Genomic DNA, 19,711 nt, shown 5'->3' with positions numbered 1-19,711 from the left:
ATGCGCCCTATCTGAGGATAGGCCCAGCAGCAAACCGACGGAGCGACTGACCACCCGACAAACCTCACCTCATAAAAGACGACTTGTCCGCCACCGAGAATATTCCCCCGGTCTCACGTGCCGCTGACCACAGTCTGGAATACGGTCCGCCCGCGGCGAGCAGCTCGACGTGGGTGCCGATTTCGGCGATCCGGCCGTGCTCGACGACGGCGATCCGATCGGCCCGCGCCGCCGTACCGAGCCGATGTGCGACGAGGACGGTGGTCCGGCCGCGGGTCAGCGAGCGACTCGCGGCAAGCACCGAAGCCTCGGCGTCCGGGTCGAGGGTAGCCGTGGCCTCGTCGAGCAGCAGCAGGTCGGGGCGAACCAGCTCGGCGCGGGCCAGCGCGATCAGCTGACGCTGCCCCGCGGACAGGCCGCGGCCGCGCTCGCCGACCGGCTGGCGCATGCCGTGTGGGAGGGCGGCGATCATGTCGCTCGCACCCACGGCAGCTGCGGCTTCGGCGATCTCGGCTTCGGTCGCGGACGGTTTTCCGAAGGCGATGTTGCCGGCGACGTCGCCGCTGAAGAGGTGCGCCTCCTGCGGCACGATGCCGAGGCGGGCGCGGTAGTCGGTGAGACGGTAATCACGGATGTCGGTGTCGTCGACCAGGATCGCGCCGGTGCCGTCGGCCGGGAGGTCGTAGAGGCGGGCCAGCAACTTGACGATGGTCGACTTGCCCGCGCCGGTGGGTCCGACGAGGGCCAGGGTGCTGCCCGCGGGAATCGTCAGCGAGACGTCGTCCAAGGCGAGCGCCTCGACCCCCGGATAGTGGAAGCGCACGTCGTCGAGGACGACCTCGCCGCGCAGCCGCTGCTCGATCGGGACCGCGTCGGCCCGATCGCTCGCGATGGCCGACGGGGTGCGCAGCAGTTCGCCGATCCGGCGCAGCCCGACGCGGGCCTGCTGATATCCGTCGAACACCTGCGACAGTGCGAGCACCGGCGCGAACAGCAGTTCCAGATACAGCACGAACGCGACCAGCGTGCCTGCCGTCGTGGTCCCGGCGGCCACCTCGCGTGCGCCGACGAAGACCACTGCGGCCAACGAGACACCCGACCAGGCGGTGGCGAACGGGAAGTACAGCGCGATCGAGGCCTGGGCGCGCATCCGGCTGCGCCGGTATCGATCGGAGTACTCGGCGAAGCGGCGGGCCGCGACCGGCTCGTGCCGATTGGCCTGTACCGCACGCAGTCCCGCGACGTTCTCCTGGAAGTCGGCGTTCACCGTGGAGACGTTCTCCCTGGACACGGTGTACGCCGTGGACGCGTAACGGCGGAACAGCACCGTGGCCAGGAACAGCGGCGGCAGCGTGGCCAGCACCACCAGGGCCAGCGAGACGTCGATCACCAACAGCGCCACCGCGATCCCGACGAAGGTCAACCCGCCGATCAAGGTGGTCGCCAGCCCGGTCTGCAGGAAAGTGGACAACGAGTCGAGATCGGTCGTCATCCGCGTCATGATCCGGCCGGACAGTTCCCGCTCGTAGTAGTCGAGCCCGAGCCGCTGCAGATGCGCGTAACTGCGGATGCGCAAGCCGTACAGCACCCGCTCGCCGGTGCGCGCGGTGACGAGCGTGTTCGCCGCCCCGACCAGCCAGCCGCCGGCGACCAGCAGGAGGCCGAGCCCGGCGGCCAGGCCGAGCGCACCGGCATCGTCACGACCGACGCCCGTGTCGATCGCGAACCGCACGATCGGCGGGAAGGCCACCCCGACCAGCGCGTCGAGCAGTAGCAGCGCGACCGCGGTGATCACCAGCGCGCGGACCGGCCGCAACAGCCTGGTCAGCCGGAACTCCGGATCGGGCCGGCGCAGCCGTTGGTCATCCAGCTTCGGCTGCTCGGTGGCCGGCGGCAGGAGTGCGATATTCCGGCGCAGCTCAGGGGTTTCGGCGAGGTCGGCGGCCGCCGCGGCGAAGGTGCGGCCCGCACTGCCGTCGGCGACCGTGGTCGGGATCGCGGCGGCCGCGCGGTGCTCGGGTAGGTGCGCACCGAGCGGCGCGGGCAGCCGGATGACCCGATCGGCGTGCGCGAGTGTCGATTCGCGGTGCGCCAGGATCAGGGTGGTGCGCCCGGCCTGATCGGGCAGGGTGCCGAAGATCGCAGCCTCGGTGATCGCGTCTACCGCCGAGGTCGCGTCGTCGAGCACGAGAATGCGTGGCTGTGCCAGCAGCGCGCGGGCGAGCGCGATGCGTTGCCGTTGCCCACCGGACAACGTGAGGCCGCGTTCACCGACGACCGTGTCATAGCCGTCGGGGAGTTCGCCGATGAAGTCGTCGGCCGCCGCCGACTTCGCGGCCCGCCGGATCTCGGCGTCGGTGGCCTCCGGTCGGCCGATGGCGATATTGGCGGCGATGGTGTCGGAGAACAAGAACGGATCGTCGAACACCACGCCGATCGCACTGCGCAGCTCGGCGGCGCGCACCTTCGCGATATCGACTCGGCCGTCGGATGTCTCGGTGCCGAACAACCGAATGTGGCCCGCGTCGGGCGCATAGAAGCGGGGGAGCAGCAGCGACAGCGTGGTCTTCCCGGAACCCGCTGGCCCGATGATCGCCACCGTCTCGCCGGGCCGCACGGTCAGGTCCAGCTCCCGCAGCACCGGCTGTGCCGGATCGAATCCGAAAGTCACCGCGTCGATCTCGATGCCGAGCGGACCCGAGGGTAGCGGCGCGGGCTCGGGCGGATCGGTGACCAGCGGCGCGGTGTCGATCACCTGGTACACCCGTTCGGCGGCGGCGCGGGTCAGCTGCGCGAGGACCAGCGCGCCCGCCATGATCCGCGCCGTCCCGGTCATCGTCGCGACATAGGCGGCGAACGCGACGAAGGTGCCGATCCCGATCGTCCCGTGCAGCGCGAGCAGGCCACCGAGCACGATCACGCCGACCATGCCGAGCTGCGGGATGGCGGCCACCGTCGGCGCGAACCGCGAGTCGACCGCGGCCGCGCGCATCCGCTCGGAATACAGGGTGCGACTGTGCTTTTCGAGCACGTCCACCATCCGGGCCTCCTGCCCGAACCCCTTCACCACCCGGACACCGGTGACGGTCTCCTCGACGTGCTGCGCGACATCGGCCGCGCGCTGCTGCGCCGACCAGGTTGCCGCATACAACCGCGGCCGAATCCGATAGACCACCACCGCGATCGCGGGCACGACCAGTAGCGCGAGCACCGCCAGCGGCGGCGACAACCACATCATCACCACCGCGGCGAGCAGGAACTCCAGCACCGCCATGCTCGACAGCGGCACCATCGCCAGCAATCCCTGCACCAGTTGCAGATCGGTGATCGACCGTGACACCACCTGTCCGGTCCGGATCGCGTCCTGGCCCGCCCCGTCCAGCCGTTGCAGCGACCCGAGCAGATCCACCCGCAGCGAATGCTGCACGTCCAGCGACAGCTTGCCCGCGAGCAGCCGCCGCCCGAACCCGGCCGCGAATCTGCCCAGCGCCAGTAACAGCAGCAGCACGGCGACCATCGCGATGACCCCGGTCGCACCGATCCCCGCGGCATCGACGGCGCGCTTCGTCAGCAGCGGGCCGGCGATCTCCACCGCCGCACCCGCCAGCACGGCCGCACTCAGCCCCGCCAGCGTGCCCTTGTGCGACCGGCTCTCGGCCCACAGCCGACGAATCCAGCCGGGACCGCCCGCGTCGCGCTCAGGTGACTCGGTGCTCGTACTCGCTTCGACAACCCCGCCCATAACCATCCACGGTAACGACGCTCACCGACACGTCGTTGTTCCCGCAGACCGGTTCAGAGGTCGAGGCGACGCAGGTTCCACCAGCCCGCACCCCCGATGCCGATGGTCCACAGCAGCAGCACGACGACGGCGGCCGGGGTGGGCGCGAGGAAGTCGCTGTCGGCGTAGGAGCCGACCGCGACGGTGCTGAGAGTGGCCGAACCCGGGAACAGCGTGACGAAGCCGGTGGCACCGACGCCGTTGGCGATCAGCCAGAGCAGGGGCTCGGCGATGGCCAGCCAGCCGAGCACGACCACGATCGCGGTCGATGACGACCGCAGCAACAGTCCGAGCCCGGCGCCGATCAGTGACCAGCAGACCGCGGCGAGCAGTCCGCCGCCGAGCACCGCCGCCAGGTCCACGCCGAAGTCGAATTTGCCTCGGCCGAAAGCGAAGAGCGCCACCACCGAGACGACCTCCACCGCGAGCGCGACGGCCAGCGCGGACACGCCGGTGACCAGCAGCTTCGCGGCGGTGAGCCGATCACGGTCCGCGGTGAACAGCGCGGTCACCGGCATCGTCTGATGCCGGTACTCGGCGCCGGTGCCGACCGCGCCGAAGATCGCCGCCGCCAGCACCACCACCGCGATACCGACGTAGAGGCCGATCGTCGCGGTGCCGGTGACGGGTTCGCTCTTGGGATCGGCCTTGCCGGCCAGCAGCGCGCTCGCCATGCTCGCGAGCAGCGCGACGACCAGCGGCACTCCGGCCAGGTATCGGCTGAGCGGCAGCGTGCTGACCTTGCGTACCTCGGAGTTGACGGCGGGCACCAGGTCCGGGGGCACAATCGTGATCATCGTGGAATTCCGTAGGGCGTCGGCGTCGGATGATGAGCTGCCCCGGCCAGACCGGGATAGGGCGAGACGGTCGGCGTCGGCGGTTTGGTCAGCGACGCGAGCACCCGATCGGGATGGATCAGGTCGGCAATGATGCTGTCCAACCGCACCTGTGCCGCGGTCGCAGCGTCCCGGATATCGGCCTCGGTGGCTTCGGCCACCGCGAGCCGCCCGTCTGGCCGGATCACCGCGTCGGTGAACCCGCGCGCGGCCAGCGTGGTGGCCAACGCGATCGGGGTGGACGCCGCGACGACGAGTCGATCGGGATGACCGCGACGCAACCGTGCCGGACTGCCCTGATAGACCACCGCACCCTCGTTCAACACGATCACACTGTCCGCGCCGGGTAACACCGCCGCGAGGCTCTCACTGGTCACCAGCGCGCTACCGCCGCGCTTGGCATGCCTGCGCAGAAAGTCTTGCAGCCAACCACGTTCCGCGGCTTCGAGGCCGTCCATCGGCTCGTCCAGGATCAGCAGCGGCGGATCGCCGAGCACGGCGGTGGCCAGCGCCAGCCGCGTCTGCTGCCCGGCCGACAGCGCACCGCCCTTCGATCCGGCTGCGTCGCCGAGCCCGACGAGCTCGAGCACTTCGTCGACGCGCCCGTCCGGCACAGTGACCGCCGCCGCGTACACCCGCAGATGGTCACGCGCGGTCCGGCTGGGATGCAGGCCGCGCGGCGCGAGCACCCCGCCGACGACGCGGGCCGAGCTGACATCGCGATCCGCGTCGCCGCGAGCCCGATTGGTCCCCGGCCCGCCGACCGCCGCTGTCCCCGAGGTCGGTTCGAGCAGCCCGAGCAGCGTCCGCGCAATGGTGGTCTTGCCCGCGCCCTGCGGCCCGACCAGGGCGGCGGTGGTGCCGGACGCGACGGTGAAACTCACGTTCTCGATGGCCGAAACCAGACCGTAGCGCTTGGTCAGGCCGCGGACGGAGAAGGCGAGCGCAGGCACCGCGGTCACGACGGCTTGGTGGGCGATTGCGGCTTCGACGGATCGATCGCGGTGAGCGGATCGGCGTCGATGATGAGGTGCCGGTCGGCGGGCCAGACCACCGGTGCCGGCCCGAAGGCGGTGCGCGCGTTCTTGATCGTGGTCTTGCCCATCGCCCGGTTGCCGACACCGCCGATCACCGCACCGATGCCGGCGGGCACCACCTTGCCCGCCATCAGCGCGGCGCGGCGGGTGATGAAGCGAATGATGAATCGCTTCAGCAGCGAGTCGTTCATGGACGAGAGCCCGGGGATTCGGTTGGCGAACACCTCGCCCCAGTTCTTGGCCGAACTGCCGACCGTCTTCTGGACGATCTCCATCCCGCCCTCGCCGAGCACGACGGCCAGCACCAGTGCCCTGCGCTGCTCCTTGTCCTCCGGCGAGATGCCGTGCACCGCGGCCACCGCGAGGGTGAACACGGCCGAGGCTTCCATGAAGAAGGTGGTCTCCGCGCTGACCGCGGCGATGGCCGCGACCGTGCCGACGCCGGGTACCGCCGCCGTCGCGCCGACGGCACCGCCGCTACCGGTCACCGCGAGCAGGTACTGGTTCTCCAGGCGCTCGATGATCTGTGCGGGGCTTTCCGACGGGTGGGAGCGCCGGATTCGGTCGACATACTTGGCGACCGCGGGTGCCTGCAGGCGAGACCCCGTATCGAGTAGCTGGACCACCGTCTTCTCGAACGCGCCTTTGAACATCGGCGGCACCCTCCTCTTCCGGTCTGCTGGGTTGAACTGTAATGGCACGTCCACCCTCAGCTCGTCATGACAACGATGTACCCAGCCTGATCGGTTCCATCAGCCCGGTTGGTGCGCCGCGGGCACGCGTTCGGCCTCGACCGGCGGCGGTGGCGGGGTGCCGTCGCCGAACGGGCGCCCGCCCAACGACTCTCGGCCGTGCAGGGTCAGCCAGTTCGCCAGGTCCGGTCCCTTCGGCACGATTCCGGTCGGATTGATGTCGCGGTGCACCACGTAGTAGTGCTCCTTGATCTGCGCGAAGTCGGTGGTGTCGCCGAAACCGGGCGTCTGGAAGAGGTCGCGGGCGTAGGCCCACAGCACCGGCAGCTCACTCAGTTTGCTGCGGTTGCACTTGAAGTGGCCGTGATACACCGGGTCGAACCGGGCAAGCGTGGTGAACAGCCGCACGTCGGCCTCGGTGATCGTATCGCCAACCAGATAGCGTTGCGCCACAAGGCGTTCCGAGAGCCAATCCAGTCGATTGAAGAGCCGGTCGTAGGCGGTCTCGTAGGCGTCCTGGGAGCCGGCGAAACCGCAGCGGTAGACGCCGTTGTTGACGTCACGGAACACCGCGAGGTTCACCTCGTCGATCTCGGCGCGCAGCGCTTCGGGATACAACTGCGGTGCGCCGGGCCGATGGAACTCGGTCCACTCGGTGGAGAAATCGAGGGTGATCTGCGCGTAGTCGTTGGTCACCACCTGACCGGTCGGCACATCCACCACCGCGGGCACCGTGATGCCGCGCGGATAGTCCGGGAACCGCTTCAGATACGCGTCCCGCAACCGGGGGATGCCGAGTACCGGGTCGACGCCGCCGGGATCGAGATCGAAGGTCCAGCTGAGCTTGTCGTGGGTGGGCCCGCACAGCCCCAGCGAGAGCACGTCCTCCAGCCCCAGTAGGCGGCGCACGATCAGCGTGCGGTTTGCCCACGGGCAGGCCCGCGCCGCGATCAACCGGTAGCGGCCCGGCTCGACGGGGTAGCCGTCGTGGCCATCGGCCGTGATCCGGGTGGTGATGTAGTTGGTGTCCCGCTTGAACTCGCCGGGCTCGACGTAGGAGCCACTTTCCACCGACTTGGTCACCTGGACAGTCTCGCAGACGGAGGACCTAGTCTGGCCGAATGACCGAATCGAAGGCCACCCGCCTGGAACGCGAAATCACCGACGGCGGGGCGCAGGTGGCGACCTTGACCCTCGCCAATCCGCCCCTCAATCTCTTCGACCAGTCGATGCTCGACGCCCTGATCGAAGACTTCGCCGAGCTGTCGGCCAACCCGCCGCGCGCGCTGCTGCTGCGTGCCGAGGGCAAGCTGGTGTCCGGCGGTGTCGACGTGCACGTCTTCGACGGTTTGTCGGTCGAGCAGGGCGCCGAACTGTGGCGGACCCTGTTCGCACAGATCATCCATCCGCTCGAGGCGCTGCCGTGCCCGGTGGTATTCGCCGCGCACGGACTGACGCTGACCGCAGCCTTCGAGATCGCGTTGGCCTGCGACATCATCCTGGCCGCGCCGAAGGCGAAGTTCGGCCTGGTGGAGACCGTGGTCGGCCTGACGCCGTCGATGGGCGGTCCGCAGCGGCTGGCCGAACGCGCGGGCTCGGGCCGGGCGCGCGAGTTCGTGATGACCGGCGACCTGTACGACGCGGCGACCATGGCCGAGTGGGGCGTGGTGAATGCGATCCACGACGAGGTCGACACGGCCGCAAGGGAATTGGCGCATCGCCTGGCCGAGGGCCCGACCGTCGCGCATGCCGCGACCAAGAAGATCATCGAGGCGTGGCGCTCCGGCGGTGTGGCACACGCGGATTCGGTGACACCCGAGGTGTCCGGCGCACTCTTCGACACCGCCGACCTCAAAGGCGCGGTCCGCAGCTTCCTCGAAGTCGGGCCGGGGAAGGCGACCTACACCGGGCGGTGACAGACAGGACACGTTCGTCGCCTCTCCCGGCTAAAGTGTGACTCGCGTCATATAGTCGCAGGGCCTGCTGACTCGAGGCGCGCGGAGGACGAATGTCGCAGTTGCTCGTCGAATACCCCCTGACTCGCCGCTATGCCCAGGACAACCCGCTGGCCCGCGGGGCCGACGGTGTGCTGCGCTACGGCAACCTCACCCCGGCGCTCACCGAGTTACTCGATCTGCAGGTGCACGCGTTCTCGACGCGCGAGGCCGTGGTCGAGATCGGCGGTCCCCGGCTGACTTACCGGGAGCTGTGGCACTCCGCGTCCCGTATCGCGGGCGGGCTGCAGGAGCACGGCATCGGTTACGGCGATCGGGTCGCGGTGCATATGCCCGTCGGGGTTCGCTGGGTGCAGGCGTTTCTCGGCGCGCTGCTCAGTGGTGCGGTACCGGTGCTCGTACACGACGGTTTGCCGGACGCGGTGGCCGAGCGGGTGATCGCCGATAGCAGTGCGGATTTCGTGCTCGGTCGCGATATCGCCCGCGGCGCCGAACTGCCCGACGGTGCCGCGTTCATCGATGACGGTGCGGCACTGGGTGATCTGGCCTTGCTCAGTTACACCAGCGGCACCCCGCTCAGCGCCACCACCGCGCCCAAGGGAGTGGAGCTGACCAACGAAAACCTGTTGTCGGCAATACGTTCGGTGGTCTGCGCGCTCGATCTGCCGACCGACGGCTTGCGCAACCTGGTGCTGCTGCCGCTCGCCCATGCCAGCGGTTGCGTCGACCAGCTGTTGCCGACCTTGGCGGTCGGCGGCACCGTGGTGCTGGCCAGGGACGGCCGCGGACTCGCGGAAGCCATTGTGGCCGAACGGATCGACATGATGTCGGCGACGCCGCGGATCTTCGCCCGCCTGCTGCCCCAACTGGCCGCGCTGCGTGACGACGGTGTGCGCACCGAGGGCATCGGCCGGATCAGCAAGGCCGGACATCGGGGCGAACGGGCCGCGGCCCCGGCAACTCCCGCGGACCTGGCCGCCGAACTGCGCGGGATGTTCCCGGCGGCCCGGCAGTGGTCGATCTGGGGCGCCACCGAGACCAGCGGTATCGGCCTCGCCGTCGACGATGCCGAACCGGTCGCCGATGCCGACGCCGTGCTCGGATTCCCGTTCGGCGGTACGGAATTGGCGCTCTGCGGGCCACAGGCGCAGGCGGGGCACGGCGAACTGCTGTGCCGCGGCCCGAACGTCTCCCCGCGCTACTGGAACGACCCGACCACCACCGCGGCCCGCTTCACCGGAACCTGGTTCCACACCGGCGATCAGGTCACCATCGATGCCGACGGCCTGGTGCGCCGTGGCCCGATTCAGACCGAATGATCCTGCGTCACTCCAGCATCCGCTCGCGCAGCCGGGCACGCAGGTCCGGGGTGATCCCGGCGTTCGTCAGATAGGTGTCCACGTCACCGTGCAACTCGTGCATCGATGCGGTAGCGGTGCTGAGGTATTCCTCGCGCACTCCCAGCAGGTCAATCGACAGTTCTTCGCCGCCGAGCAGTTTCGTCGTCATCATGGCACGAAGTGCCGGGACGGCGCCGTTGCTCGCCAAATAGTCGGCCTTTACCTCGGTCTCGGTCACGCCGACCGCGCGCAGCAGCGTGGCGATGGCCCAGCCGGTGCGGTCCTTGCCCGCCGCGCAGTGCACCAGCACCGCGCCTTCGCCCTGCGCGATCGATTGCGCGAGCGCGGTGATCGCGGCGTGCGCCTCGGGCAGCGCGGGGAACATCCGGTAGACCTCGAGCATGTGCGTGAACGCGCCCTGGGCGTCGGTGTGGTGCGGCGGCGCCTCGGCCATCCGGGCGTCGAACGGCGTGACGTTCACCCGGACACCCTCGGGCACCCGGTCGTGGCCGATGTGGTCGATCTCGCGCTCGCCGCGCAGGTCGTGCACGTCGCTGACGCGCAGTTCGCGCAGCGCGGCCAGGCCCGCCTCGTCGAGCCCGGTCAGCTGCGCCGAGCGCAGCAGCACGCCGGGGCGGATCTGGGCGCCGTCGACGGTGCGGAGTCCGCCGAGGTCGCGGAAGTTGAAGGTGCCGGAGATGAGGTACTGGTCGGCTGGCGGCGAGAGAGTCACCGATCCAGGCTATCCGGCCGTCGGCGTCGAGCGGGTGTCGTTCACGGATCGAACGGCACACCGGTAGGTGACCGATTTGCGCGGTTCAGCTGTGTGATCCGCCACAGGATTCGGGGCGCGTTCCAGCCCGCCCGTAGAGTGAACAACGGTCTGCTTTTCGGCCGGGCAGGGCTGAGAGTGACCTCGAGGGAGGGAAATCCGGGCAGGGCGGAGTGGTACCCCCACTATTCCGTTTGGGTAACAAAACATTCTTTCAGTCTGGAATTACCCACTGAACCTGTTCTCAAACCCCGGAAACCCTCTACCATTGATGAACGTTGGACCGGGCAGCCTGGGGTTTCCAGCGAATTGCCCGCCATGTTCGACGAGTCGCGCCGACGAGGGTGCGCGAGATCTTTTCGCCGAGGGAGTCGTCGTTGAGCGTACGAGGAGACACCGCAGTGGTTCGGCTGCGGCCGACCATCTGCGAGGCCGTCGAAAAGGCGGCCGCGTCACTAGACCACGGAGGTGTGCGCGCACTGCGGGTGCTACTGCATGCCGGCGTCAGCGCGTACTGGCCTTTGGTCAAGGCCGCACCGGCCAAGCAGGTGCAGGCCTACGAGGCGACATTGCAGACCCTGCGTCGGCGTTGGGCAGCGCAGACCGACTGCATCGCCGACCCGACCGCGACCGCGGCCTACCGGGAGATGGATACCGAGGTTGCCGCGTTCCTGCAGCTCTGCGCCGATCGTTCGGGCGCGCAGTGGCTGGAACCGGTGGACGCTATCGCCGCCTACGCCGTCTCGGTGCTGCAAGGCACCGTGTTGCGCTGGCTTGCCGATTGCAATGACGAGACAATGCTGGTGGTGCTCGACGATCTGGTGAGCAGCTTGGCGACCAGGGCCGCCGAGGTATAGCGGCCCACTGAGTGCGATGACCTCGGGAAATGGGAAACTCGCAAATGCTGGACGTTTGACCAGTTTGGTGGTTGAGTAGGTCCGTGAGCGAGCGCAGCGAGCGAACCGACAACACAGCGCCTTCGGGCACGACGGAGCCGAGCGTTAGCGAGGCGGAGTCGTGAGCGAGACGTCTCCTATCGCGGGGCTGCACGCGGCCACCGCCGAACTCGACCCGCCGCTGGCCGCCCTCGACCTGACCGCATTGCGTGCGAACGCCGCCGACCTGGTGCGCCGCGCGAACGGTGTCCCGGTGCGGGTCGCCAGCAAATCCGTGCGCTGTCGCGCCATCCTCGAAGAAGTGCTCGGCGATGAGCTCACCGCCTCGGGCGGCTTCGCGGGCATCATGTCCTACTCCCTGGCCGAGGCCATCTGGCTGGCCCGTCGCGGCGCCCGCGACATTCTGCTCGGCTACCCGACTGTCGACCGTGCCGCGCTGGCCGAACTCGCCGCCGACGAGACACTGCTCCGCTCCATCACGCTGATGATCGACGATGTCGCCCAGCTGGACCTCATCCGCGCCGCCATCGGCACCGACCGGGTGCGCCCGCGGGTCTGCCTGGATGTCGACGCCTCGCTGCGGATCGGTCCGATCCACCTCGGCGTCCGCCGCTCTCCAATTCGCACACCAGAACAGGCGGCCACCCTGGCCGGCGCGGCATTGCGCCGCAAGTTCGAGGTGGTCGGCGTGATGACCTACGAGGCGCAGATCGCGGGAATGCCGGACAGCAATGTCGCGCTGCGCCTGATGAAGCGGGCCTCTGCGGTGGAAATCACCAAGCGCCGCAAGCGCGTTCTCGACGCCGTGCGTTCGGTGACCGGCAAGCTGGAGATCGTCAACAGCGGCGGCACCGGTTCGATCGAGGTCAGCATCGCGGACCCGGACGTCACCGAGGTAACCGCGGGCTCCGGCCTGTACGTGCCGACACTGTTCGACCACTACCGTTCCTTCACGCCGAGGCCGGCACTGTTTTTCGCCACCTCGGTCCTGCGCCGCCCAACCCCTTCCATCGCAACGGTTTTCGCGGGCGGTTATATCGCCTCCGGCCCGACCGGCCCCTCTCGTGTGCCGAAGCCGGTGTGGCCCACCGGATTACGTCTTATCGGCACCGAGGGCACCGGTGAGGTGCAGACGCCGTTGACCGGCGCGGCAGAATTGCGCATCGGCGACCGAGTGTGGTTCCGCCACGCCAAGGCGGGCGAACTGTGCGAGCGTTTCGACAAGGTGCACCTGGTCGACTCGGACGGCACCCGAACAACGGTCCCCACCTACCGCGGCGAGGGAAACTGCTTCGGCTGAGCGCGATTCGTCAGAGCCGCAGGAACCCGGCCAGGTCGGGCATCTCGTCCGGGGACGGCGGCAGGTACTCGCTCAGCAGGGGTGAGCGGATGATGATCGCTTTCCACATCGCGCGGCAGAGGGCGGCGTGGAGCAGGGCGCGGGACAACAGGAACGGCATGCCGTAGGGGGCGTCGGCGGGGCTGGATGTGGTCATCGAGAGCAGCACCACGGCTGCCTCCCTGCCGCGGAATCGGTCCGGGGTGCCGACGAGGACGTCCTCGATCCTGGCTCGGGCGAGGAGGGTTCGGATCCGGCCGACCTGGGCGGCGTAGGGCGCGACCACGAAGATGTCGTGGGGATGCAGTCGTCGGGTTGTCGCGCCGATGGTCCAGTTCATGGTGAGTAGCGTGCGCACGCGGCGGACTACCTCGCGCGCCTCGGCCGCGGATTCGGTGGCATTGCCGTGGTGGGGGACCAGGACGGTGCTCACGCCAGGGGCTTCGCCATCGAGTTCCCTTGCCAGGGTGACGGTTTCGTTGGCGCGTAGGCGTCCGTCGTAGTACAGGCGGGAGATCGGGTCACACACCCGCGGATGCATCCGCCAGGTGCGATCCAGGAAGTAGCCGCGTTCGCCGGGCAGCGTGTGCCGTCCCTCGGCGAGCCAGCCGAGCACCGATTCGCCGACCGGCTCCGGGTGTGCGCTGTGGGTGGCCGGTGGCACGGGATCGCCGAGCAGCAACAGGTTTCGCGCGCTGACCCCGACCGCGACGGCATCGGCGAGCGGGAAGCGCCCCGCATCCGCGATCACCAGCAGATCGAGCCCTTCGCGCGACACCATCTCTTCGTTCGCGAAATCCGTTGGGGTGCCGCCGAGTACGCAGCCGCTGATGGCGTTGTCCAGGAAGCGCGCGTACCGCGAGGCATCGATGACGACCCATTCCGGCCCCACCGACTCGACGTCCTTCTTCGCGACGAGTTCCGGCAGCACGCCGACCCGCACGACCGCGTCCAGCAGGTTCTCCACGGTCGAATGTGTCTGTCCGACAATGCCGATCCGCCATTTGTGCCGAGTGACGAGGCGTTCCAGCACCCGGGCGGCGGTGGAGGTCTTGCCGGTGCCCGACGGCCCCTGCACCGCGAGGTAGGAGTTGTCGAGTTCGCGCATCGCGGCGGTGATCGCGGCGGCATGATCGCCGTGCACCTCGGGCAGCGCGGCCCCGGTGCGCAGCCGGGGCGGGCGGCGGGCGAGCAGGTCGAACACGGCGCCCGCCGGAATCTCCGGGAGCGCGACAAGCAGTTGCTGGGCGGCGAATTCGACTGCGGTTTCGGCGTTCCAGTCCCAGGCGGGTAGGCCGGGGGCGATTGCGGTCGGTAGCTCGTCGTAGGGCTCGCAGCCGTCCGGCAGCAGTTCTTCCAGGCGAACCGCGTCGTCGAATTCGGCGTCCACCGAGCAGCCGAGCACGGTGGCGACGGCGGTGGCGCGGCGTCCGACGGCGGTGACCATTCCGGCGGCCGCGGGCCGGTCGTAGAAGGTGTAGACCGTGGCGCCGGGCGTCAGGACCGTGGCCGGTCCCGGCCCGCCCGCACTCCAGCTCGAACCGATCCGGCCGGTCAGCGTGAGGTAGCGGCGCATGGTCGGCCGGTCCGGACTGCGATGCCACTTGGTGTCGACGGTGCCCCACTCGGCGACCAGCACCCCTGGCGCGTCGGCCCATTCGTCGACCGGATGGCTGAGCCGATCGACGTGCGCCCACCACAGCGGTTGCCGCTCGCGCCGGTGATAGCCGAGCGCCGCGGCCATCATCGCGGCGACGTGCCGCGGTTCGTCTTGCGCCGCCGCGTATTCGGCGAGCGCCGCCTCGAACGAGGACGGCCGCGAGGGCGGTATCGGCTCCAATTCGTCGGGACCGGCCACCTGACACCACGACCCGGCCCGCTCCAGCGTGCTCGCCTGCGGATCGATCCGCTGCTCGGCGGCCCGGTCCAACAGCCAGTCCCGTAGCCGCAGCACGGTCAGGCAATCCCGCTCGGCGGCGGGCGAATGCGCCGCGCCGGGCAGCAGCCGCGCCAGCCTGCTCAACCGGTAGGAACGTTCACCGACGATCAGCGCGTTGCGCACGATCGGATACAGATCGACGAGCACACCGTCACACAGCAACTCGTCCACGATCTCTTCGCCGACACCGGTGCTGCCGGTGCAGTGCAGCAGCGCGCTGCGCACCGCGGAGGTGTAGTGGTAGATGTGCATGTCCGGATACATCCGCCGCCGCTGCGCGAGATAGTCGAGCACTTCCTCCAGCGCCCGCCGCTGCCCGGCCGCCTCGCTGCCCGGCTCGCCGGCGCTGCCGAACGGTCCGCGGAAGGTCAGGTGCACGGTGCCGGGACCGCCGACGTCCACGGCCAGCGGTGTGCGCCCACCACCCTCGACGGTGAGCGAGAGGTCGCCGGGCGAGGGCGGCGGTAGTGCGCCGAGCGCGATCGGATCGATCAGGCTGTGTGTCGGCAGGCCGGAATCCTCCCGGCGCAGCTGGATTTCGGCTTGGCGGCGCAGCGCGGTGAAGGTGCGCGGCGGCACGCCACGCACGGTGCTCTCGGTGCTGACCAGCCGGTCGATGGTGCTTACGCCCGCCTCGCGCAGCCGGGCCCTGGTCGTGGTCGGCATGCCGGCGACGAGCAGCAGATCCCGCGCGGTCGCCGCGGCCGTCGTGCAGGTTCCGCATCGTCCGCAGGCGAGATACCGGGGATCACCCCACTGCACGGGTAGCAGCTCGCTCAGCTTCTCGTCCAGGATGTGTTCGACTCTGCGCCTGCGGGACCGATACACCGGGATCTGATCGCTCAGCGCGTAGGCGGTGTTGTCCTCGCCGAGATGCAGCCGGATCAGCGGGCCGGTCAGCGATCCGCTGTTGTCCACCGCGTCGGCGCAGGCGGCGAGTTCCAGTGCGGTGCCGACCCGGTCGGCTTTGCTGTGCGCGGTGCCGTGCACGGTGTAGCGCACTCGATGACCCGCTCGAACCAGGAAATCGCAGGAACAATCGAAGGCGCCGTCGAAGAAGGTGGCGCCGTGGATCACGTGCACGCCGGCCCGCAACGCCGCGATGGTCTCCGCGTGCGCGGCCGTCAACGCGGCGATCAGCGTCTCCGGACTGTCCGACTTGTGCTGCGGGCGTTGGATCTCCACCATCGAGCTGCCGAACCGGTCGCGGAAGTCGCTGAGCCTGCGGTCGCGCGAGTCGTCGAACCAGGTGCGAGGCTCGGGCGCCCATTCGGCGGCGGTTTCCGGATCGGCCGCGACGGTGCCGAGTTCGGTGTCGAGGGCGCGGAGCAGCGCGAATTCACAGCGCGCCGCGCGCACGAGGTCGACGGCGGAGCAGACGACACGATCACCGAACACGAACAAACGCGGCCCTCCTGTGTCTTGCGGGACACCCGCACCCGGTCGGCGACGATGAACGGGCTGCGCAATTGTCGCCCATCGACGCCTCGGGTCGCTGCGGGACACCCGCACCCGGTCGGCATCGATGAGCAGGCTGCGCCATTGTCGCTCATCACGTCTCGAGTTTTCGCGGGACACCCGCTGCCGTCGGCACTAATTACGCACGGACGGCAACACTCTAGCTAGCACGCTTGATCTCGGCGGACCCTGCCCGGTCTCAGGAGCGCGGCTTACGCCGCTCCGGCCGCTTCGCCGGCGCGCCCTCGCGGCGCGGGCCGCGGGTGAACGAGCGCTGTCCCGGCGGACCCTGATCGGGCGTCAGCTGGATGAGGACGCCACTGATCCTGGTGCGACGCAACGCTTCCAGGGTCTCCGGGGGTAGGTCGGCGGGCAGCTCGACCAGGCTGTGGTCGGGGCGGATGCTGATGTGCCCGAAGTCGCTGCGGCGCAGGCCACCCTCGTTGGCGATGGCGCCGACGATCGCCCCCGGCACCACGCGGTGCCGCTTGCCGACGCTGATCCGGTAGGTCGCCAGCTCGGTGCCGTTGGCCCGACTGTGCTGACCGAAACCGGACCGATCGTCGTCACCTTCGAAGCGGCGCGGGCGATCCGGGCGTTCCCGGCGCTCGCGCACCGGCTCCGGCGGTTCGGGCTGCATCAGGAAGTTGTCGCCGTCGCGCGACAGCACGGCCAGCGCCGCCGCGATGTCGACGAGCGGAATGTCGTGCTCGCGTTCGTAATCCTCGATGAGCCTGCGGAACAGCGCCAGGTTCGACGAAGTCAGGCTCTCGGTGATGTTGTCGCCGAACTTGGCGACCCGCTGCGCGTTGACGTCGTCGACGCTGGGCAGCTGCATCTCTTCCAGCGGATGCCTGGTGGCCCGCTCGATCGACTTGAGCAGGTGGCGTTCGCGCGGCGCGACGAACAGCAGCGCCTCACCGCTGCGCCCGGCCCGGCCGGTGCGGCCGATGCGGTGCACGTAGGACTCGGTGTCGTGCGGGATGTCGTAGTTGACCACGTGCGAGATGCGGTCCACGTCCAGGCCGCGCGCGGCGACGTCGGTGGCGACCAGGATGTCCAGCGAACCGGACTTGAGCTGTCCGATAGTGCGCTCACGCTGGTTCTGCGCGATGTCGCCGTTGATCGCGGCCGCGGAAAAGCCCCTGGCGCGCAGCTTTTCGGCGAGCTCCTCGGTGGCCTGCTTGGTGCGCACGAAGATGATCATCGCCTCGAACGACTCGACCTCGAGCACCCTGGTCAGCGCGTCCAGCTTGCGCTGATGCGAGACCTGCACCCAGCGCTGGGTGATGTTGGTCGCGGTGGAGGTCTTCGACTTGACGGTGATCTCGACCGGATTGTTCAGGTACTGCTTGGAGATCTTGCGGATGGCCGCGGGCATGGTCGCGGAGAACAGCGCGACCTGCTTGGTGGACGGCGTGTCCTTGAGGATGCGCTCGACGTCCTCCTGGAAGCCCATCTTCAGCATCTCGTCGGCCTCGTCCAGCACCAGATACTTCAGCTGCGACAGGTCGAGCGTGCCCTTCTCCAGGTGATCGATCACCCGGCCGGGCGTGCCGACCACCACGTGCGCGCCGCGGCGCAGGCCGGACAGCTGCACACCGTAGGCCTGGCCGCCGTAGATCGGCAGCACATGCAACCCGGGGATGTGCGTGGCGTAGCGGCCGAACGCCTCGGCCACCTGGATCGCGAGCTCGCGGGTCGGCGCGAGCACCAGGGCCTGCGGGAGTTTGCCGGCGGTTTCGAGACCCATCAGGATCGGGATCGCGAACGCTGCGGTCTTGCCGGTGCCGGTCTGCGCGAGGCCGACCACATCGGCGCCGCTGAGCAGTGGTGGAATCGTCGCAGCCTGGATCGGTGACGGCGACTCATAGCCCACATCGGCGATGGCCGCGAGAATGCGGTCATCGATCCCGAGATCGGCGAAGGTCGGGCCGTCGTTGTCCCTGTCGTTGTCGCCAGGAACGCTGTCGACCTGATTGGTACTCATTGACCAGGAGTTTACTGCCTCGTGCTGGCCTGCCCGGCCACCGCCCCAATACGGTGAGACGTATGCAACTGGATAGCTCCGAAACGAATCAGACCCCAGGCCCGAACCAGCTGGACGTGGCGGTCGTCCAGTTCGCCCCCGGCACCGATCCCTCGGCCAACCTTTCCGCACTGCGCGAGCACGTGCGCGCGGCCCGCGATCGGGGCGCGCGAGTGGTGGTCGCGCCGGAATACTCGATGTTTGCCGTCACTCGGCTCGATGAGCGTGTCGTGGCCGTCGCCGAACCGCTGACCGGGCCGTTCGTCACCGGACTCGGTGAGATCGCCCGCGAATTCGGCGTGCATCTGGTCGCCGGAATGGTGGAGCAGGTGGCGCCGGGCGGTAGCCGGATCCGCAACACGCTCGTGGTGCTCGGGCCCGACGGAACGCTCGTCACGAAGTATCGGAAGGTGCACCTCTACGACGCCTTCGGCTTCGTCGAATCGGAGGTGGTCGAGCCGGGCGCGATCGAGGCGCCGGCCGTCTTCGGTGTGGCGGACGTGACATTCGGCTTGCAGACCTGTTTCGATCTGCGCTTCCCGGAAGGCATCCGCCGGGTGGCCACCGCGGGCGCCCAGGTGCTGGTGCTGCCCGCCCAGTGGATACCCGGTCCGGCCAAGGTCGATCAGTGGACGACGTTGCTGCGTGCCCGGGCCATCGAGAACACCGTTTACGTTGCCGCTGCCGATCAGGCCGCGCCACGCGGTGCGGGCGCGTCGATGATCATCGATCCGACCGGTGCGGTGCTCGCCGAACTCGGCGACGAAGCGGGCGTGTTGACCGCCGGCATCGACCTTGTCCATCTGGCCGAGGTCCGTACTACTAATCCGAGCCTCGAGTTACGGCGATTCGCGATCGCCCAGCGGAACTGACTCGGTTTCGCGAGGCGGGCTGCTGGTCGGGGCGGTGCAGTATCGCTCAGTGATCCGCTGAGTGGCGACGGATCGGCCGCAGTATCGCGAAGCGGCGGTGGTCGGGCGGCGGGTGGGCGTAGCGTTTTGCTGGATGATCTACACAGATCGGACATCGGCCGGTCGCGCGCTCGCTACGCATCTGGAGGACTTGCGCGCGGCATATCCGTTGCTGCTCGGTCTGCCGCGCGGCGGGGTTCCGGTGGCCGCCGGGGTGCGCGAGATCATCGGTGGTGACCTCGACATCCTGCTGGTCCGCAAGCTCGGTGTGCCGTGGCAGCCGGAGTTGGCGATGGGTGCCATCGGCGAGGACGGGGTGCGGGTGCTCAACTCGGATGTGTTGTCACACATCGGGATAACCGCGCAGGAGTTCACCGCGATCGAGGACAGCGAGCGGGTGGAACTGGATCGGCGCCGGACGGTGTGGCGCGGCGAGGCGAAACCGATTCCGTTGGACGGGCGCACCGTGGTGATCGTCGACGACGGTATGGCAACCGGCGCGACCGTGCTGGTCGCCTGCCGCGTCGCCCGCCTGCATCAGCCTGCCCAGATCGTGGTGGCCATCCCGGTCTCTTCGGCGGAGGCCTTGCGCAGAGTCGCTGCGGAAGCGGATCAGGTTGTGTGCCCGCTGGTCCCGCGAACTCTCGGCGGCGTCGGCACCGCCTACGAGGACTTCCACCAACTAGCTGACGAAGAAGTGACCACCCTCCTCGCTTGACCTCGCCA

Annotated in this window: 14 protein-coding genes; 6 read left to right on the top strand and 8 right to left on the bottom strand. The window is 69.1% G+C overall.

Features of this window, described 5'->3' with window-relative positions; all coding sequences use genetic code 11:
- Nucleotides 1–64 precede the first annotated feature (64 nt).
- The 5 genes from ABZ942_RS11945 to ABZ942_RS11925 all read right to left on the bottom strand — a co-directional run bounded on the left by ABZ942_RS11945 (nucleotide 65) and on the right by ABZ942_RS11925 (nucleotide 7,429).
- Entirely contained in the window at nucleotides 65–3,742 is a 3,678-nt protein-coding gene (locus ABZ942_RS11945) for an ABC transporter ATP-binding protein (protein WP_357380966.1), read from the bottom strand.
- Nucleotides 3,743–3,795: 53 nt separating this feature from the next.
- A complete protein-coding gene (locus tag ABZ942_RS11940; RefSeq protein WP_357380965.1) occupies nucleotides 3,796–4,578 on the bottom strand; it encodes an ABC transporter permease in 783 nt (260 codons plus the stop codon).
- The gene (locus ABZ942_RS11935; RefSeq protein WP_357380962.1) at nucleotides 4,575–5,579 is read right to left on the bottom strand and encodes an ATP-binding cassette domain-containing protein; all 1,005 of its coding nucleotides are present in this window, start codon (nucleotides 5,577–5,579) and stop codon (nucleotides 4,575–4,577) included. The genes ABZ942_RS11940 and ABZ942_RS11935 overlap by 4 nt, the downstream gene beginning before the upstream one ends.
- Nucleotides 5,576–6,307 (bottom strand): hypothetical protein, encoded by a 732-nt coding sequence (locus ABZ942_RS11930; RefSeq protein WP_357380960.1) that lies wholly within the window; start codon nucleotides 6,305–6,307, stop codon nucleotides 5,576–5,578. Before ABZ942_RS11930 ends, ABZ942_RS11935 begins: the two co-directional genes overlap by 4 nt.
- Before the next feature lie 99 nt (nucleotides 6,308–6,406).
- Nucleotides 6,407–7,429: a glutathione S-transferase C-terminal domain-containing protein gene (locus ABZ942_RS11925; protein ID WP_357380958.1), complete on the bottom strand. Its 1,023-nt coding sequence runs from the start codon at nucleotides 7,427–7,429 to the stop codon at nucleotides 6,407–6,409.
- 38 nt (nucleotides 7,430–7,467) lie between these two features.
- On the opposite strand from ABZ942_RS11925, the gene ABZ942_RS11920 reads away from it, so the two are divergent.
- Both ABZ942_RS11920 and ABZ942_RS11915 read left to right on the top strand, forming a co-directional pair.
- Nucleotides 7,468–8,262 carry an enoyl-CoA hydratase/isomerase family protein gene (locus ABZ942_RS11920; protein ID WP_357380956.1) on the top strand — a complete coding sequence of 265 codons (795 nt, stop codon included), beginning with the start codon at nucleotides 7,468–7,470 and terminating at the stop codon, nucleotides 8,260–8,262.
- Nucleotides 8,263–8,354: 92 nt separating this feature from the next.
- Nucleotides 8,355–9,620: a long-chain fatty acid--CoA ligase gene (locus ABZ942_RS11915; RefSeq protein WP_357380954.1), complete on the top strand. Its 1,266-nt coding sequence runs from the start codon at nucleotides 8,355–8,357 to the stop codon at nucleotides 9,618–9,620.
- A gap of 7 nt (nucleotides 9,621–9,627) precedes the next feature.
- Here ABZ942_RS11915 and ABZ942_RS11910 read toward each other — a convergent pair whose 3' ends face one another.
- Complete coding sequence (locus tag ABZ942_RS11910) at nucleotides 9,628–10,374, bottom strand: tyrosine-protein phosphatase (protein WP_357380952.1); 747 nt, start codon at nucleotides 10,372–10,374, stop codon at nucleotides 9,628–9,630.
- A gap of 416 nt (nucleotides 10,375–10,790) precedes the next feature.
- On the opposite strand from ABZ942_RS11910, the gene ABZ942_RS11905 reads away from it, so the two are divergent.
- Nucleotides 10,791–11,270, top strand: coding sequence for a TetR family transcriptional regulator (locus tag ABZ942_RS11905; protein WP_357380950.1), 480 nt, complete (start codon nucleotides 10,791–10,793; stop codon nucleotides 11,268–11,270).
- Between the two features lie 160 nt (nucleotides 11,271–11,430).
- A complete protein-coding gene (locus ABZ942_RS11900; RefSeq protein WP_357380948.1) occupies nucleotides 11,431–12,609 on the top strand; it encodes an amino acid deaminase/aldolase in 1,179 nt (392 codons plus the stop codon).
- Between the two features lie 10 nt (nucleotides 12,610–12,619).
- Here the strand turns inward: ABZ942_RS11900 and ABZ942_RS11895 are convergent, their stop codons facing one another.
- Together ABZ942_RS11895 and ABZ942_RS11890 are read right to left on the bottom strand one after the other, a co-directional pair.
- Complete coding sequence (locus tag ABZ942_RS11895; RefSeq protein WP_357380947.1) at nucleotides 12,620–15,985, bottom strand: AAA domain-containing protein; 3,366 nt, start codon at nucleotides 15,983–15,985, stop codon at nucleotides 12,620–12,622.
- Nucleotides 15,986–16,244: 259 nt separating this feature from the next.
- Nucleotides 16,245–18,035 (bottom strand): DEAD/DEAH box helicase, encoded by a 1,791-nt coding sequence (locus tag ABZ942_RS11890; RefSeq protein ID WP_357380945.1) that lies wholly within the window; start codon nucleotides 18,033–18,035, stop codon nucleotides 16,245–16,247.
- A 62-nt stretch (nucleotides 18,036–18,097) separates the two neighbouring features.
- On the opposite strand from ABZ942_RS11890, the gene ABZ942_RS11885 reads away from it, so the two are divergent.
- Together ABZ942_RS11885 and ABZ942_RS11880 are read left to right on the top strand one after the other, a co-directional pair.
- Complete coding sequence (locus tag ABZ942_RS11885) at nucleotides 18,098–18,946, top strand: carbon-nitrogen hydrolase family protein (RefSeq protein ID WP_357380943.1); 849 nt, start codon at nucleotides 18,098–18,100, stop codon at nucleotides 18,944–18,946.
- 133 nt (nucleotides 18,947–19,079) lie between these two features.
- On the top strand, nucleotides 19,080–19,703 hold the full coding sequence (locus ABZ942_RS11880) for a phosphoribosyltransferase family protein (protein ID WP_357380941.1): 624 nt from the start codon (nucleotides 19,080–19,082) through the stop codon (nucleotides 19,701–19,703).
- Nucleotides 19,704–19,711 lie beyond the last annotated feature (8 nt).

The organism is Nocardia sp. NPDC046473 (assembly GCF_040645995.1).
Classification (GTDB): Bacteria; Actinomycetota; Actinomycetes; order Mycobacteriales; family Mycobacteriaceae; genus Nocardia.
Note: the sequence above shows the minus strand (reverse complement) of the source record. Positions and strands in the feature narration are given on the sequence as shown.

Bases quoted from the DNA above. Each gene is read 5' to 3' on its own strand.
- ABZ942_RS11945 (WP_357380966.1), bottom strand. From the start codon at position 3,742: ATGGGCGGGGTTGTCGAAGCGAGTACGAGCACCGAGTCACCTGAGCGC.
- ABZ942_RS11890 (WP_357380945.1), bottom strand. From the start codon at position 18,035: ATGAGTACCAATCAGGTCGACAGCGTTCCTGGCGACAACGACAGGGAC.
- ABZ942_RS11880 (WP_357380941.1), top strand. From the start codon at position 19,080: ATGATCTACACAGATCGGACATCGGCCGGTCGCGCGCTCGCTACGCAT.
- ABZ942_RS11915 (WP_357380954.1), top strand. From the start codon at position 8,355: ATGTCGCAGTTGCTCGTCGAATACCCCCTGACTCGCCGCTATGCCCAG.
- ABZ942_RS11920 (WP_357380956.1), top strand. From the start codon at position 7,468: ATGACCGAATCGAAGGCCACCCGCCTGGAACGCGAAATCACCGACGGC.
- ABZ942_RS11885 (WP_357380943.1), top strand. From the start codon at position 18,098: ATGCAACTGGATAGCTCCGAAACGAATCAGACCCCAGGCCCGAACCAG.
- ABZ942_RS11940 (WP_357380965.1), bottom strand. From the start codon at position 4,578: ATGATCACGATTGTGCCCCCGGACCTGGTGCCCGCCGTCAACTCCGAG.
- ABZ942_RS11930 (WP_357380960.1), bottom strand. From the start codon at position 6,307: ATGTTCAAAGGCGCGTTCGAGAAGACGGTGGTCCAGCTACTCGATACG.